This window comes from Desulfosporosinus sp. Tol-M2, assembly GCF_059735615.1.
On record NZ_JCAIJG010000178.1, the window covers coordinates 1 to 15,930 of the forward strand.

The 15,930-nt window shown below is 46.1% G+C and carries 12 protein-coding genes; all 12 read right to left on the reverse strand.

The features are described 5' to 3' along the window. Positions 1-25: 25 nt before the first annotated feature. Positions 26-862 carry an MBL fold metallo-hydrolase gene (locus tag AC6I5A_RS13265; RefSeq protein ID WP_052168105.1) on the reverse strand — a complete coding sequence of 279 codons (837 nt, stop codon included), beginning with the start codon at positions 860-862 and terminating at the stop codon, positions 26-28. 61 nt (positions 863-923) lie between these two features. Then, complete coding sequence (locus AC6I5A_RS13270) at positions 924-1,670, reverse strand: NYN domain-containing protein (protein ID WP_034616952.1); 747 nt, start codon at positions 1,668-1,670, stop codon at positions 924-926. A gap of 615 nt (positions 1,671-2,285) precedes the next feature. Next, entirely contained in the window at positions 2,286-5,975 is a 3,690-nt protein-coding gene (locus AC6I5A_RS13275) for a PolC-type DNA polymerase III (protein ID WP_497900766.1), read from the reverse strand. Between the two features lie 234 nt (positions 5,976-6,209). Further along, positions 6,210-7,934 (reverse strand): proline--tRNA ligase, encoded by a 1,725-nt coding sequence (locus AC6I5A_RS13280; protein ID WP_034617014.1) that lies wholly within the window; start codon positions 7,932-7,934, stop codon positions 6,210-6,212. Between the two features lie 39 nt (positions 7,935-7,973). Next, complete coding sequence (gene ispG, locus AC6I5A_RS13285; RefSeq protein WP_034616955.1) at positions 7,974-9,056, reverse strand: flavodoxin-dependent (E)-4-hydroxy-3-methylbut-2-enyl-diphosphate synthase; 1,083 nt, start codon at positions 9,054-9,056, stop codon at positions 7,974-7,976. Between the two features lie 30 nt (positions 9,057-9,086). After that, positions 9,087-10,160 carry an RIP metalloprotease RseP gene (gene rseP, locus AC6I5A_RS13290; RefSeq protein ID WP_034616958.1) on the reverse strand — a complete coding sequence of 358 codons (1,074 nt, stop codon included), beginning with the start codon at positions 10,158-10,160 and terminating at the stop codon, positions 9,087-9,089. 115 nt (positions 10,161-10,275) lie between these two features. Next, positions 10,276-11,430: a 1-deoxy-D-xylulose-5-phosphate reductoisomerase gene (locus AC6I5A_RS13295; protein ID WP_034616960.1), complete on the reverse strand. Its 1,155-nt coding sequence runs from the start codon at positions 11,428-11,430 to the stop codon at positions 10,276-10,278. A 124-nt stretch (positions 11,431-11,554) separates the two neighbouring features. Further along, on the reverse strand, positions 11,555-12,658 hold the full coding sequence (ytvI, locus tag AC6I5A_RS13300; RefSeq protein WP_034617017.1) for a sporulation integral membrane protein YtvI: 1,104 nt from the start codon (positions 12,656-12,658) through the stop codon (positions 11,555-11,557). A gap of 10 nt (positions 12,659-12,668) precedes the next feature. Further along, positions 12,669-13,451: a phosphatidate cytidylyltransferase gene (locus tag AC6I5A_RS13305; protein WP_034616962.1), complete on the reverse strand. Its 783-nt coding sequence runs from the start codon at positions 13,449-13,451 to the stop codon at positions 12,669-12,671. 9 nt (positions 13,452-13,460) lie between these two features. After that, a complete protein-coding gene (gene uppS, locus AC6I5A_RS13310; RefSeq protein ID WP_052168107.1) occupies positions 13,461-14,225 on the reverse strand; it encodes an undecaprenyl pyrophosphate synthase in 765 nt (254 codons plus the stop codon). Between the two features lie 397 nt (positions 14,226-14,622). Beyond that, positions 14,623-15,180: a ribosome recycling factor gene (gene frr, locus AC6I5A_RS13315; protein WP_034616966.1), complete on the reverse strand. Its 558-nt coding sequence runs from the start codon at positions 15,178-15,180 to the stop codon at positions 14,623-14,625. Further along, on the reverse strand, positions 15,180-15,902 hold the full coding sequence (pyrH, locus tag AC6I5A_RS13320; protein WP_034616968.1) for a UMP kinase: 723 nt from the start codon (positions 15,900-15,902) through the stop codon (positions 15,180-15,182). Before pyrH ends, frr begins: the two co-directional genes overlap by 1 nt. Positions 15,903-15,930: the final 28 nt, after the last annotated feature.

Sequence of the window (15,930 nt, forward strand, 5' to 3'; positions counted from 1 at the left end):
GCTTGTTCTTGTCCTTGAACTTAAATTAAATCTCCAGGATAGTTCCCGTTGTAGCCCAGCGAAACTGATCAGGAAATTCGCTGGCCAAACGGCTGGCTATTGGAAGCCCTGTACAATGGTTAGGGGCTAATAACTCAAAGTCAAGAGACTTTAAATACTCAATGGTTCGTTCTTGTTGAAGCGTATCGGCTGGTCCCAAATGAGTTCCCCCTATAATGGCCCGAATGTTCGACTGTTCCGTAACTCGTTTAGCATGTTCGATAATATTAACTAAGCCAGAGTGCGCACAACCTAGGATAACAACCAGGCCTTTTTCTGTTGTGTAAAAAAGGCTTAAATCATCACGAAACGGATCTTTAATAAACCCTTCCGCCTGAAACTGTACCAAGCGTTCGTCGCCCTTTTCATAAACCGTTTGACAGGGTACTTCCCCACTTAACCACAGATTAGGACTGATTTGCAGAGGTTCTTTATGCCAACAGAAACGCGCGCCGACACTTTCCAAATGTTCCAATTTATAAGGTACGCCAATATATTTCTCATCTCTGCCAGCTTCCTTAACGTAATGCCCGGCAAACAAATCCGGGTGAGCATAAACAGGCACCTCACCCCTTAACTTAAGTAAGTTTAACAAACCTCCTGTATGATCATAATGACCGTGACTAAGCACAACTTTAGTTATTTTGCGTAGGTCGATACCCAATACTTGAGCGTTATTGATTAAACTACCTTGTTCACCCGTATCAAAGAGGATTAACTCTTTGCCAAAATCAAGCAACATTGCTAAGCCCCATTCAGCAAATACTCCCGAAGTTACTCCAACCGTATTCTCAACTAAAATGTTAATTTTAATATTGACCACTCTATTCCCCTCTTTACCAGTAAGATCGACAAGCGAATAGCGATGGAACGTGAATATTTACTTAATTCTTAATAAAGTAATGAATAATGTGTGGATTACTCGTTTTTCGTGGCTGAATTTTGAATTGCTTTAAGGACGCAATAAGAGGGGCTAGCTTCGAGTGCCCGTAGTTCCTTGTATCAAAATCCGGGTAACGTTTATTGAGTCTTTTTCCGACTTCGCCCAAAAATGCCCAGCCATCTTCGTCTGAACTCTCCGTTATGATAATTTTGATAGATTCGATGAGTTCTTCCATATTTGCCATACCTATTTTTGAAGTGTCCTGCTTTTCCAGCCTATCACCGATATGTAATTTATCTGAATTTATTGGGATTGCCGCTAAAACTTCAAGATATTTGAACTTTTCACAAGCCGCTATGAAAGGCGAAGGCGTTTTCTTTTCGCCCATGCCGATAACATACATTCCGGCTTCTCTTAAACGGGCAGCCAGCTTAGTAAAATCACTATCACTTGAAACAATGCAAAAACCGTCTACATTATTCGAATAGAGAATATCCATTGCATCAATAATTAATGCCGCATCTGTCGCATTTTTACCTGTTGTATAGCCAAATTGCTGAATTGGAGTAATAGAGTAATCCAGCAAAACCGTTTTCCAAGGATTAAGTTGGGGCTTTGTCCAGTCTCCATAAATTCGTTTATAAGTGGGTATTCCATGGTTAGAAATTTCATCAAAAATATACTTAATATATTTGTCAGACACATTATCCGCGTCAATTAAAACTGCAATTTTCTTATCCTTTTCCATATGGTACCCCCTTGATTATTAATATTCAATTCTAATACTTTCCACATCTTTCCTTCTTTTCATCCCCAGGCAGCATAAATACTTAAAGAATTAAGGAAACGCCACACTCGTCCAAAAACGTCCTTCATGTCCTTTACTAATTCTACGTCGACCCAAGCCAGAGGAAGTTTCTTAGCTTAGTGAGCACGGAGAGAGGAATCGCGTCAATGAACACAGACGATAAGGCGTTAAGAACCGCGTTGGTTTACATTCAGAGAAGCCCGGAGGTTACGCGGTTTAGCCTTAGCGACAAGTGAATAGCGATGGAACGTGTGTGAACGGGCTAAGATACTTTCTCCCCTCCGTCGTCCCCCCTACCCCCGTCGACAAGCAGAGGAAGTTTCTTAGCTTAGTGAGCACGGAGAGAGGAATCGCGTCAATGAACACAGACGATAAGGCGTTAAGAACCGCGTTGGTTTACATTCAGAGAAGCCCGGAGGTTACGCGGTTTAGCCTTAGCGACAAGTGAATAGCGATGGAACGTGTCGATCACGATAGTCTCCGGTGGAGACTATCGCCGAAGGCGCTGGCCTATGACGAACACATACCGCCGTAGGATGCTAAGAAACTTTCTCCCTAAAACAGGCTTAATTGATTCGTCTCGGCAAGCCCTTCGAAGCACCCATGCTCCTGAAGAATTTCGATAATAGTTTTGCTAAGTTTAGCATGCGTCGTCAGATCTTCAATCGATTTGATGCCTTGTTCCTCCCGCAGGGCTACAATATTTCGCGCGGCCGTTTCTCCTAGGCCTTGCACCGATGTGAAGGGCGGTAAAAGCCCCGTTGGGGTTAGTAAGAAATTAGTCGCCGTCGATTCCCATAAATCGACTTTCCTTAATGTAACACCTCTGGCATACATCTCTATCGCCAGTTCAAGTATGGTGACCATATTTTTTTCTTTGGCTGTGGCTTCTTTCCCTTTTCTCTCGAGCTCTTCGATCGCTTGACGACAGGCTTCTTTTCCCTGAATGACGATTTCAATATCAAACTCATCTGCTCGAACCGAAAAAAACGTCGCATAGAAAGCTTCCGGGTAATTCAGTTTAAACCAGGCAATGCGGAAAGCCATGGTCACGTAAGCGACAGCATGGGCTTTTGGAAACATATATTTAATTTTTTGACAAGATTCAATGTACCATTCGGGTACATTGTTGGCCCGCATCTCTTCAATTTGTTCCGGTTTTAGCCCATAACCTTTGCGCACACCTTCCATAATTTTAAAGGCCTGCGCGGGTTCTAACCCTTTATAAATGAGATAAACCATAATATCATCCCGGCAGGCAATAATTTCTGAAATACTGGCTGTTCCGCCTCGCACAAGTTCTTGAGCATTACTTATCCAGACATCGGTACCGTGGGACAGCCCTGAAATACGTACTAAATCAGAAAATCTCTTGGGTTGGGTGTCCTCCAACATTTGCCTCACAAACTTTGTGCCAAATTCAGGAACTCCGAAGGTTCCTGTTTTTGAGTGGATCTCCTCAGCGGTTACCCCCAAGGCTTCCGGACTGGAAAATAAGGACATGGTCAATTGATCATCCAGGGGAATGGCTTGAGCATCGACTCCTGTTAAATCCTCCAGCATTTTAAGCGCTGTTGGATCGTCGTGCCCGAGAATATCAAGTTTAACCAAGCGACCGGAAATAGAGTGATAGTCAAAATGGGTGGTGATAATATCCGATTTCTGATCGTCCGCCGGCCTCTGTAACGGGGTAAAATCGAAAACATCACATTCTTTGGGAATAACCATCTGCCCTCCCGGGTGCTGCCCCGTTGTCCTTTTAACCCCGGTGCATCCCCTTATTAAACGCGTCATTTCTGCGTGTCTAACTTGAAGTTTCCGCTCGTCCAGATAATTTTTGACATAGCCGAAAGCTGTCTTATCGGCGATTGTCGCGATTGTTCCAGCCTTGAAGACATTATCTTTGCCAAATAAATCTTCCGTATAGCGATGAGCACGGGACTGGTAATCTCCCGAGAAGTTTAAATCAATATCCGGTACCTTATCTCCTTCAAATCCCAGGAATGTCTCAAAGGGGATATCATGACCGTCTTTGGCCATCTGTTGCCCGCATTTTGGACAATCTTGATCCGGCAAATCCGCTCCTGAACCAACACTCCCGTCCTCAACCCAAACAGAATGCAAACAATCCTGATTTACACAACGATAATGGGGAGACAAAGGGTTCACCTCGGTTATTCCGGTCAGCGTAGCCACCAACGAAGATCCGACAGAGCCTCGTGACCCAACAAGATAACCATCCTCGTTTGATTTTTTAACCAGTAAGTGCGCGATCAAATAGAGAACGGAGAACCCATTGCCGATAATTGCCTTTAATTCTTTAGATAAGCGTTTTCCTACAACCTCAGGTAGTGGGTCGCCGTATAGGGCCCGGGCCCGGGCCCAAGACATCTTCTTGATATTTTCCTCTGCGCCCGGTATCCGGGGCGTATAAAGCTCATTCGGGAAAGGTTTCAGTGCTTCAATCTCGTTACAAATACGTTGCGGCGCATGAACAACCACCTCTAAGGCCTCTTCTTCGCCCAGATAAGCAAACTCCTGCAACATCTCTTCCGTCGTTTTATAGAACAAGGGAGCTTGGTCATCGGCGTCGCTAAACCCTTTTCCCGCCATAATAATTCGCCGATAGACCTCATCCTCCGGATCAAGAAAATGAACATCGCTAGTCGCCACCACTGGCTTATCCATTTCTTGCCCTATACGAAGAACGGTCCGATTTATTTCTCGAAGTCCATCCTCAGAAGACACTTGGCCGTTACGAAGCAAAAAAAAGTTGTTGCTAATGGGTTGAATTTCTAAATAATCATAAAATGAGGCAATTTCCTTTAACTTATCCCAAGGGTCTTTACGCATAATTGCTTGGATGAGTTCCCCCGCTTCACAAGCTGAACCAATGATCAGCCCTTCACGATGAGCTTGCAACAACGATTTTGGCAGTCGAGGACGCCGATGAAAGTACTCAAGATGGGACGCCGTAATTAAACGATAGAGATTGTTTAAACCTCTTTTATTTTTAACCAAGAGGATAATATGGCGGCTTTTCAGTTGATTTATAGGGAGGTTACCAGTTAAGTCATCCACCGAATACCCCTCGACACCCAGAATTATTTTAACTCCATATTTGGCTCCCGCCTCAACGGCTTCCGGGAACGCTTGTACAACTCCGTGGTCCGTAATCGCCACTGCCGGATGCCCCCAGTGGCTTGCTCTTTGAATCAGTTCATCTGCCGAAGACATACCATCCAAGGTGGACATACGCGTATGCAAATGCAATTCGATCCGTTTTTCCTTGGCTTGATCCTCGCGAATAACCGGAGACGTGCGCAGCACATCTTTGGGCATCAGGGTCAGCACAGAATTAAAGCTGTCATATTGAACACTTCCCCGAACTTTCACCCATTCTCCTACGTTAAGGTCAAGGCTCCGTTGCCCTTCTTCCAGGAAAACCTTCGCGGAAATCGAATCTGATTTATCCGAAATCATAAAAGTCAGCAATAGTCGACCTGATTTTAATTTTCGATACTCAATCCCAAATACTTGCCCCCAAACAATAATCTGACGTTCTTCGTCTTGTACCTCATGCAAGGAGACCGGCTCTCCTTTAAATTCTTTCCCTAGTAAACACGTAACGCGTTTTTTTTCAGATTTAGCACCATGTTTGGTTTGCGAAGACAGCAGTTGCTGTAAATGCTCGAATTCCGCCGTTTCAGTTTGCTGGGCCTGTTCTTCAAGGTCGACGCTGGTGTCCAGCTCACATCTAATCTGCGGTTTCAGGCGATAACGTGTCTTAAAATATTTTTCAATAATATGTCGTTTGGTATGAAAATATTCAATTCCTAAAGCATTAGGAACGAATAGCCTCAGTTCTTCGTTGGAAACTTCATAACGCGCTTCGCCCAACCAACCTTTCATGGAAGGCAGGTGATTCGTGATATCCTGGACAATTTCTGCCCAGTGCTTCTCACAGAGGGACTTTAAAGTAGTGCCTTGCAACGCACATTCAACACACCATTCCACCTTCTTAATCTCCGGAACTTGCGCCCTAAGTAACGCTTCCAGAGATACCAAACCGGCTTCCTCCAGCTCAGACGACGAAGAAATGTGAAGGACCCATCTCCCTTGTTTGGGATAGACCTCAACCTGATTGAGTTCTACTGTCGTGAGATCGATTTGCCAAGGTCCAATTTGATCTGGAGGAAGTTTTAATATGAATGGAACTTCCATCAACGGAAGAGCCCTAACCATTTGCATCCCCCTTACTCGAAGTTCGAACGAGACATTATTTTACTATCTGAAAGTATAAGTTTCGGGTAAGCATAAGTGTAACTAGGCGGTCGCCTTCGCTAAGGCTGACAGAATGAATAATCCGTGCGAAGACAGTGTCTGCAAGAAGGGCTAATTCGTGCGAAGACAGTGTCTTCGTGTGTGGGTGCCAGCCAAGTTTCTTTACTCTGATTGTCTTATCATCAAGGTTCGATATTAGTATTCGAGAGCTTTCTCTATAATGATCTTGACCTGTGCGGCAACCTCTTCAACAGGCACCAGTTTAGTTTCGCCTGTTTTCCGTTCTCTAAGTTCGACCTGGCCATTCGCCAGAGTTTTACTTCCTATAGTCACCCGTAAAGGATATCCGACCAAATCCGCATCCTTGAATTTTACCCCAGCGCGTTCATCTCGATCGTCAAGAACAACTTCTACGCCAAGACGCTGCAGCTGCAGATAAAGTTTTTCAACAGTCTCAACTACGAAGGCGTCTTTTGTGCTGACTGGTACAATTATACATTGGTAGGGGGCAATCGGCATCGGCCAGATAATTCCATAGTCATCATGATTTTGTTCGATTGCTGCGGCCATTGAACGGCTTACGCCAATACCATAACAACCCATGACACAAAATCTCTCTTCTCCATTTTCATCTAAAAAAGTTGCCCCCAGCGCTTTACTATACTTTGTTCCCAATTTGAAAACTTGACCAACTTCAATTCCCCTCGCTTCTTGAAGAGGAACACCGCATTTAAGGCATGCTTCACCTGGTTCCATCATGCGCAAATCGAAGACCTGATCTATCCGAAAATCTCTGCTGGGAACAGTATCCACAAAGTGATAATCCGCCTTGTTCGCTCCGCAAACAGCCCTTTTCATAAGCGGAACTTCTTCATCAGCAATAACCAAAAGCCCGGCAGGTACTTCGACTGGGCCCACAAAGCCCGGTTTACACCCCAAAATCTGCTCAACCTCCTCAGGAGAGGCAAGTTGGAGAGAAACGAAACCACCTAAAGCGTTATTTAGTTTTGTTTCATTCAAGGCGCGATCTCCACGCAGCAGCACCAAAAATAATTTTTGATCCCCTTGATAAAGTAAAGACTTAACGAGGGTAGTCTTCGGTACAGCCAAAAACACAGAGATGTCCTCAATAGTCTTCACGTCCGGCGTAAGCACCAACTTCCGCTGCCCTTCAGGCGGAACACCCTCCAGCGCTTGGGGACGGCACTCCGCTTTTTCCACATTGGCGGCATAATTGCATTCCGGACAATAGACAACCGCATTTTCTCCCGAATCAGCCAAAACCATAAATTCATGGGTCCCACCCGTTCCGCCGATGGCCCCGGCGTCCGCTTCAACTGCACGATAAGCTAAACCACAGCGGGCAAAGATTCGGCAATAGGCCTCGAACATTTTCTGATAACTTTCAGCGAGTCCTGCTTCATCTCGATCAAACGAATAAAGGTCTTTCATGACAAACTCCCGTCCACGCATCAAACCAAAACGCGGACGTCGCTCATCCCGGTATTTATTCTGAATTTGATAAAGGAGCAGTGGCAGCTGCTTATATGAACGAACTTCACCCCGCACAAGGTCTGTAATAATTTCTTCGTGCGTCGGACCAAGACAGAATTCTCGATTATGACGGTCTTGTAACCGGAACAGCTCTGCACCGTATACCGCCCAACGCCCACTCTCTTTCCATAATTCGGCCGGTTGCATGATCGGCAAAAGAAGTTCTTGTCCGCCTTTGGCATCCATTTCCTCGCGAACAATGGCTTCAATCTTCCTTAAAACTCGTAACGCCAGAGGTAAATAGGTATAGACTCCGGCCGTTGACTTACGAATTAAACCTGCTCGGACCATCAGTTGATGGCTAAGAACTTCAGCCTCCGCCGGAACCTCGCGGAGAGTAGGGTTTAATAGTTGGCTGACACGCATAATGTCCATTCCTTTCTCACAATAATGCTTTTAATCCTCTTAACCTGGTTTCTTATGCATAAGGACATAGTCTTCAATTTCGCCAAGCAGTGCCGGTAACAATTCGTTTTCCGGAAGACTGGCAGCAATCTCTCCCTTTCGGAACAAAAGTCCCATCCCTTTTCCGGCGGCGATTCCGAAATCTGCTTCGCGTGCTTCGCCCGGTCCATTGACAGCGCATCCCATGACCGCAATTTTTAGGGGCTTGTCCAGTCCGGGAAGACGTGCTAAGTGCTCTTCAACGTTTTCCGCCAATAAGGTCAGGTCAACTTGCGTGCGACCACAGGTTGGACAACTGATTAACTCCACGCTCCGCTGTCTTAAGCCAAGAACACGCAGGATCTCAAGAGCCACAGGAATTTCCCGGACCGGGTCACCCGTGAGCGACACCCGAAGCGTATCTCCAATCCCTTCGGCAAGCAGCGTCCCAATCCCGATCGCCGATTTTACCACGCCCGAACGAACCGTCCCTGCCTCAGTCACCCCTAAATGCAACGGGTAATCGATAATCTCAGAGATCTGGCGATAAGCCTCAATCATCAAGGGAACGGACGATGCTTTCAGCGAGATCTTTATTTTATCATACCCTTCTTCTTCAAGTAATCGGATATGTCCAAGAGCACTCTCGATCATCCCTGCGGCAGTAGGCCCTCCATATTTTTCTAAGAGTTCTTTTTCCAGTGACCCAGCGTTAACACCAATTCGAATGGGGATCTGCCGTTCTATAACAGCTCGCACAACCTCTTGGACTTTCCAGCGAGCCCCAATATTCCCGGGATTAAGACGCAAGCCGTGGATGCCTTGTTCAACAGCACGAATTGCTAAACGATAGTCAAAATGAATGTCGGCAATCACAGGAAGCGGACTGTGAGCAGCAATCTCCTTTAAAGCTGTCGCAGCCTGATCATCCGGGACTGCCAGACGGACGATTTCACATCCCGCATCAGTCAAGGCATGAATCTGAGCCAAGGTTGCCCCTATATCACGAGTATCCGTATTGGTCATTGATTGGACGACTATCGGGGCTCCGCCACCGATTGTCACAGGCCCGACCAAAACCGGTTTTGTCGTTTTTCTATGCAAAATGTCAGCCTCCTACTCCAGTTCCCTCGTTCATGACCCCGCTTTTACGAATAAGCGCAGAACATCTTTATAAGTTACAGCGATCATTAAAGCCATAAGTAAAACGAAACCCACCAGGTGAATCATATTTTCCTTTTCCGGGTTAAGTGGTTTCCCCCTTACCCCTTCGATCAATAAGAAAACAAGTCGGCTCCCATCGAGTGCCGGGATAGGAAACAAGTTAATCATTCCTAATTGAATACTTAATACTCCTGTTAAACTCAATAAGTCGGCTAAACCCTGCCGAGCCCCTTCTCCAATGACCTGAGCGATCATGACTGGACCGCCTACATCAACCGGTATCTTCCCGGTTATCATTTCCACCAAAGTCACCATGATGAACTTAGTAAAATCCAGCGTTCGTTCCAGACCAAAACGGGTCGACTGGAGTATGGAGGCATGCGTATAAATAACTTCTGGCATAATCCCAATCATACCGTACCCGGTTTGAGCATCCTTTTCTGTTTTCAGCGGTATAATTAGCTGTTGCTTACCTTTGGCCCGTTCAACTGTTAAGTTTAATATCTGATCCGGTTTGCTATGAATAACATCTGTCAAACGAGTCCAATCCGGCGTTGACTCATTGTTCACCGTCAGAATTTTATCTCCCGGTTGAAGACCGGAAACCTCTGCCGGTTTTCCTGAAACAAGTGAGCCAATCATATTTGTGGTCCCTGCAGTTGGAATCCCGAGATAGGCAAAAACACCTACAAATAGAATTATGGCCAAAACAAAATTCATGATCGGTCCAGCTGCAATCACCGCCATGCGCTGCCAAATTGGCTTATTCATAAAACTCCGCGCATCATAGGAAGGAGCAATCACGGCTTTGCCAAGGACATCAACTTCCGGATCCATACCATGAAGTTTGACGAACCCCCCTAAAGGAATGAGCCGCAGAGCATAAAACGTTTCTTTAGCTTGATAACCCACAATCTTCGGACCAAAACCAAAACTAAATTCAATAACCTTCACCCCAATCCATTTCGCGACCATATAGTGCCCGAGTTCATGAATCATGACCATGCTTCCAAATACAAAAACGATGGCAAGTGCCGTTAACACATCATTAACCCCCTTTCGAGATGTTCGGAGCGCGAGGCCATATCGAGGTTCAATATTGTGGTTCGCGCCTCGAACTTCGCGCCTCGAACTTCGCAACTGGTTCGCGCATCGAACCTCATGCCTCGTACTTCGCGACAAGTTCTGTGGCTCGTCGACGTGCCCAAGCATCTGCATCGAGTATGCTTGCCAAGTCCAGGTTATTTAACACATCATGTTCAGAACATACTTTTTCGACAATGTCTTGAATCCCCAGGTAAGTGACCTTCTTGTGAAGGAATGCCCCCACAGCGATTTCGTTGGCGGCATTCATCGCAGCCGGTAAAGTTCCGCCACGCCGACCTGCCTGGTAAGCCATACCGAGTGCAGGAAAAGCTGCCAGATCCGGTTCATGGAAAGATAATGTTCTTCCCCGAAGATCCAGGCGTTCAAAAGGGTTCTTCCAGCGAGTTGGATAACTCAGAGCATACTGGATTGGCAGCCGCATATCCGGCCTGCCTAACTGGGCGAGTACTGAGCCATCTCGATATGCGACCATGGAGTGGACCACGCTCTGCGGATGAATGAGCACCTCAATCTGATCATACTCCATATTAAATAAATGATGCGCCTCAATCACTTCGAGTCCCTTGTTCATCATCGTTGCCGAGTCAATGGTAATTTTAGCACCCATATCCCAATTGGGATGGCAAAGGGCTTTCTCTAACGTGACAGTTGCTAATTGTTCCTTAGTCCATCCGAAAAAAGGTCCGCCCGAGGCAGTTAAAATGATCTTTTCAATGGTGTCAGGATTTTCCTCCAGACACTGAAAAATTGCAGAATGCTCACTATCCACTGGGAGGATCGGACACTTCATCTTCCTTGCCGTCGAGATGACCAAGTCCCCGCCCGCGACCAACGTTTCTTTATTAGCCAGGGCAATAGTTTTGCCCGCTTCCAGTGCAGCAAGCGTCGGTTCTAAACCAATCCTGCCGGAAAGTGCCGTGACAACGGTATCCACTTGTGAGGCAATAACGGAGTTGATAATCCCAGCCATGCCCTGGTCTACTTTAATTGGCAAATCCCTTAGCCGACCACGCAATTCACGAGCAGCACCCTCATCCATCATCACAACGGTTTCCGGCTGAAAAAGCCGGGCCTGTTGTTCTATCAGTTTAATACTTTTGTCTGCTACCAAAGCATGAATCTTGAGGTGCTCTCTTGTATGGCGGACGACATCCAGGGTTTGACGCCCAATAGAGCCTGTTGATCCCAATACAGTCAGCGTTTTCAACGCGAATCATCTCTTCCTGCTTTTGAAATACCATTCATATTATGCCGATATCAAGGAATTTACTCCATAAACTATTGTGAACTTATCCAAGGGGAAATATGGGATTCGTGCCTCGAACCTCGCCTTAAATCTTTGGAGATCCAAAAACTCCTGCTTTTCGCAAGGCTTCATAACAAATAACCAGCGCCGGTCCCAGGATAAGACCTATACCGCCTAGCAGTTGAAGTCCTACGTACATCGAAATGAGAGTCGGAAGCGGGTGTATCCCAATTCCATCAGACAATACTTTGGGCTCCATAAACTGTCGTACTGTTATAATAACAATCCAAAGCGCCAACAATTTCAAGGCTTCTCCGAGGGATCCCATAATAATAAGTCCGACGCTCCAAGGTACAAACAGCATTCCTGTGCCGACAATCGGCATTATATCCAAAAGCCCTGCCAGTACGCCCAACGTGACAGCATAACGATTTCCCATCAGCAGCAAACCAACGATGGTTGCAAAGGCCGTGACAGAAACCAAAATTGATTGCGCCCGCAAATATCCTACGACGGCCGCTCCCAAATCCTCGCTAATCGCCTGAGTACTAACGTGCCAACGGTTGGGAAACAAGTTGGAAATAAACTGTTTAACATTTGGATAAGTTGCACTCATCAGCAGGGTAGCAACAAGGGACACCACTAGGACAATAAAGACACGAGGTAACGTGGTCAGGAAACCTAGTAACAAGGCACTCCCGGATTTAGCCCATTCCTGGATCGTTCTGGCCAGGCTTTCCGTCGATGTAGTCAAAGTGTTTTGGATTTGAGGGTTTACCTTGACAAACTTTTCCACAGTATCCACTTGTCGTGCCACAAAATCCACGAGATAGCTATAATTAGGCAATGTGATCGCCAGCTCTGATAATTCCGTATAAAGACGGGCAACGATTAAAAAAATAAAAAGGCCCACTCCGACAAGTGCTAAAATGAGGGTGAGTACAGCTGCATACATCCGACGAATCCGAATGCCCCGCATCAATTGCACAACGAGCGGTTCAAGTAAGAAAGCAAGCAGAAGGGCGATAACAAATGGTAAAAAGGCGCTGAACGTTTTGGAGATGACTTCACCGAAAACAGGCAAAAAATCTTGAAATAAATATGTAAAGACTTTCAAAATGACAAGCCCCGTTGTTACTACCACGAGTCTGTTTAGGTTTGCCCAGAGAGGGTGTTTCTGGATACTCAACTTTTTCACCTCACAAAAGTAACTTTACCCCATAATACACCAAGGGAAGTGTAAAAATGAGACTATCGAACCGGTCCAAGATCCCACCATGCCCTGGAATAAGCTTTCCGGAATCTTTAACCCCGGCGCTGCGCTTCAAAGCTGACTCGAACAAATCACCGATTTGTGCGCTGATTCCGATAATAACAGCCAAGCTGATATACATAATCCAAGCAGCTCCGCCGACAATGCGCCAGAACAATAAGGCCACGGCAATGCTAAACAATAACCCTCCAAGCGCACCTTCCACAGTTTTCTTTGGGCTTACCTGGCGGGCCAAAAGATGGCTTCCAAATTGTCTCCCAATAAGGTATGCACCTATATCCGTAGCCCAGACCAAAAAAATTGTAAAAAAAGTCCATTCTAATCCTCCCGGAAGCTGACGAAGCAAATAAAGATGGGATAATAAGACAACCGAATAAAAGACCGCTATTAGATTAAAACTTGCTTCTGACAAAGACGTCCTCGGATAATTCAAGGCAAGCCGCCCAAGTCCGATTAAAAGCCAGAAGATAAGAACCGGCAACATCCATTCTGCCCCGCCGATCAACAAACTAATCAGCCAGACAACCGTAACAAGCGTCGTTAGTATAGACCAGGAACGTATACCCATCTGCTCACCAATTAGCATAAATTCCCGCAATGCCAATAACGTTAACACAGTAACCAAAAACGCAGTATATTGCCCGCCTAAATATATAAGTCCTAAGAAAAGCGGTGCACCAATCAGGGCACTGATTGTTCTAGTAAGCATGTGCTCTCCTCAATTTGTATGTATTCCGCCGAAACGTCGATCTCGTTTCTGGTAAGCTTTGATCGCTTCAATTAAAGCTTTTTGACCAAAATCCGGCCAAAGCTCTTCAACTATAACAATTTCTGTATAGGCCAACTGCCAGAGCAGGAAGTTACTTAACCTTATTTCGCCTGAGGTTCGAATCAGCATATCCGGGTCCGGTAACCCTCGGGTGTAGAGTGATTCACCAAAGCGTTGCTCATCTATCTCTTCGATTCGCAGCTTTCCGCTTAAGACTTCTTTACTCAAACTCTTTACTGTGTCGATAATCTCAGCTCGCCCGCCATAATTTAGAGCAAGGTTAAGAATCAGACCCGTATTTTCACGAGTACTCTCCATCGCGTGTGCTAATTCGTGTTGTGCTTCCAACGGAAGGTCATTAATTTTCCCCATAGTACGAATAATGACATTATTTTGCTGCAGCTCAAGGAGTTCCTTTCTCAGGTACTCCGTGAGCAGTGTCATCAGCACTCCCACTTCATCTTTGGGCCTTCTCCAATTTTCAGTAGAAAACGCATAAACAGTCAAGACCTGAATTTTAAGTTTTGAACACGTCTTAACGATCTGTCGTAAGGCCTCAACACCCGCCCGATGCCCCATTGAACGAGGAAGCGCTCGTTTCTGAGCCCATCGCCCGTTTCCGTCCATGATAATGGCAATATGACGAGGGAGGCGGTCCATAGCAACCCAGTCTTCTGATTCTACTATATCTCGTTTCCAAGGTTTGACCCTCATAATTTCCACCCCCATACTCGAGGTTCGGACCTCGGACCTCGCGCTTCGAACTTCGAACTTCGAACCTCGAACCTCGAACCTCGAACCTCGAACCTCGAAAAAAGACCCCCCACTCAAAGTTCGCGGTTCGTGTTTTCGTGGTTCGGAGTCTAAATATTGAACCTCGATCATCGAACTTCGAACCTCGAGTAAAGGGTCTATGGCTGCCTTGGCGAAAATTTCTCATGCGCTAAGACAACCTCCACACGATCGTCGAATTCTCTAACGCGGACTACACGGCAACTTCCCCACGCTTCCATTCTACCATGAGGGCGCGAGATTAGAAAAGTGTAAGGTTTTCCCTTGCGTTCAAGTTCGAGTTTTACCTCGTTCCAATTTCGACCGAGTAAACCTTGCATCATACTTCAGTGATTTCACTTTCCTTAGTTTTCATTACATATTCAATTTCTTTAATGATCTTGTCTGTCATCTTTTGAACATCTTCTTGGGCCCTCTTGATCTCGTCTTTGGATGCCCCGTGATCTTTCTCCAGTTTCTTAAGCCTATCATTGACATCTCGCCGTACGTTACGAGCTGCGACACGCGCTTCTTCCGCCTCTTTTTTAACTTTTTTGACCAATTCCACGCGCCGCTCAGCCGTAAGTTGAGGAATGATTAAGCGAATCACTACCCCATCACTTGACGGATTCAGCCCTAAATCTGATTTCATGATTGCCCTTTCAATAGCAGGCAGAACGGATTTTTCCCAAGCCTGAATAACCAGCAATCTTGGTTCAGGAGCAGAGATATTGGCAAGCTGGTTAATAGGAGTAGGAGCCCCATAGTATTCAACCATAACCTTATCCAAGATACCCGGATTTGCGCGGCCGGCCCGAATTGTGGCATACTCTTTCCGTAAAACATCAACCCCTTTAAGCATCCGCTCTTCTGCGTCTCTAAGCACCTCAGCGATCATTAACTATCCCTCCCCACATAAGTTCCAATTGCTTCACCCATAATTACCCTTCGAATATTACCCCATATTGTCAGGTCAAAAACTATGACCGGGATATTATTATCCATGCAAAGTGAGGTGGCAGTGGAATCCATCACTCCTAATCCTTTGCTAAGGACATCGAGATAACTTAAACGGTCAAACTTCTTGGCTTGGGGATTCTTAAGCGGATCAAGATCGTAAACCCCATCCACCCGTTTGGCCATCAAAATGACTTCAGCCTCGACCTCAGCGGCCCTTAAAGCAGCCGTTGTATCCGTCGAGAAATAGGGATTACCTGTTCCAGCTGCAAAAATCACAATGCGTCCTTTTTCCATATGTCGAATCGCTCGACGCCGGATATAAGGCTCAGCAACCTGTCGCATTTCGATAGCCGATAAGACACGGGTATCTGACCCCGCTTTTTCCAAAGCATCCTGCAAAGCCAAGGCATTCATCACTGTTGCCAACATACCCATATAATCAGCCGTCGCACGGTCCATCCCTTGGGCACTTCCCGCAATGCCACGCCATAAGTTTCCGCCGCCAACAACCACGCAAACTTCAACCCCCATACCTCGAATTTCTGCCACCTGAGCCGCAACAGAAACCAGCATCTCCTGTTGAAGTCCAAAGCCTTGAGTACCTGCCAGCGCTTCCCCGCTAATCTTAAGGACCAGTCGATTATAACGTGGTTTTTCCATGGATTAACCTCCCTCAATCTAATTCCAC

Bases quoted from the DNA above. Each gene is read 5' to 3' on its own strand.
- AC6I5A_RS13305 (WP_034616962.1), bottom strand. From the start codon at position 13,451: ATGCTTACTAGAACAATCAGTGCCCTGATTGGTGCACCGCTTTTCTTA.
- AC6I5A_RS13280 (WP_034617014.1), bottom strand. From the start codon at position 7,934: ATGCGTGTCAGCCAACTATTAAACCCTACTCTCCGCGAGGTTCCGGCG.
- frr (WP_034616966.1), bottom strand. From the start codon at position 15,180: ATGATCGCTGAGGTGCTTAGAGACGCAGAAGAGCGGATGCTTAAAGGG.
- AC6I5A_RS13275 (WP_497900766.1), bottom strand. From the start codon at position 5,975: ATGGTTAGGGCTCTTCCGTTGATGGAAGTTCCATTCATATTAAAACTT.
- uppS (WP_052168107.1), bottom strand. From the start codon at position 14,225: ATGAGGGTCAAACCTTGGAAACGAGATATAGTAGAATCAGAAGACTGG.
- AC6I5A_RS13270 (WP_034616952.1), bottom strand. From the start codon at position 1,670: ATGGAAAAGGATAAGAAAATTGCAGTTTTAATTGACGCGGATAATGTG.
- pyrH (WP_034616968.1), bottom strand. From the start codon at position 15,902: ATGGAAAAACCACGTTATAATCGACTGGTCCTTAAGATTAGCGGGGAA.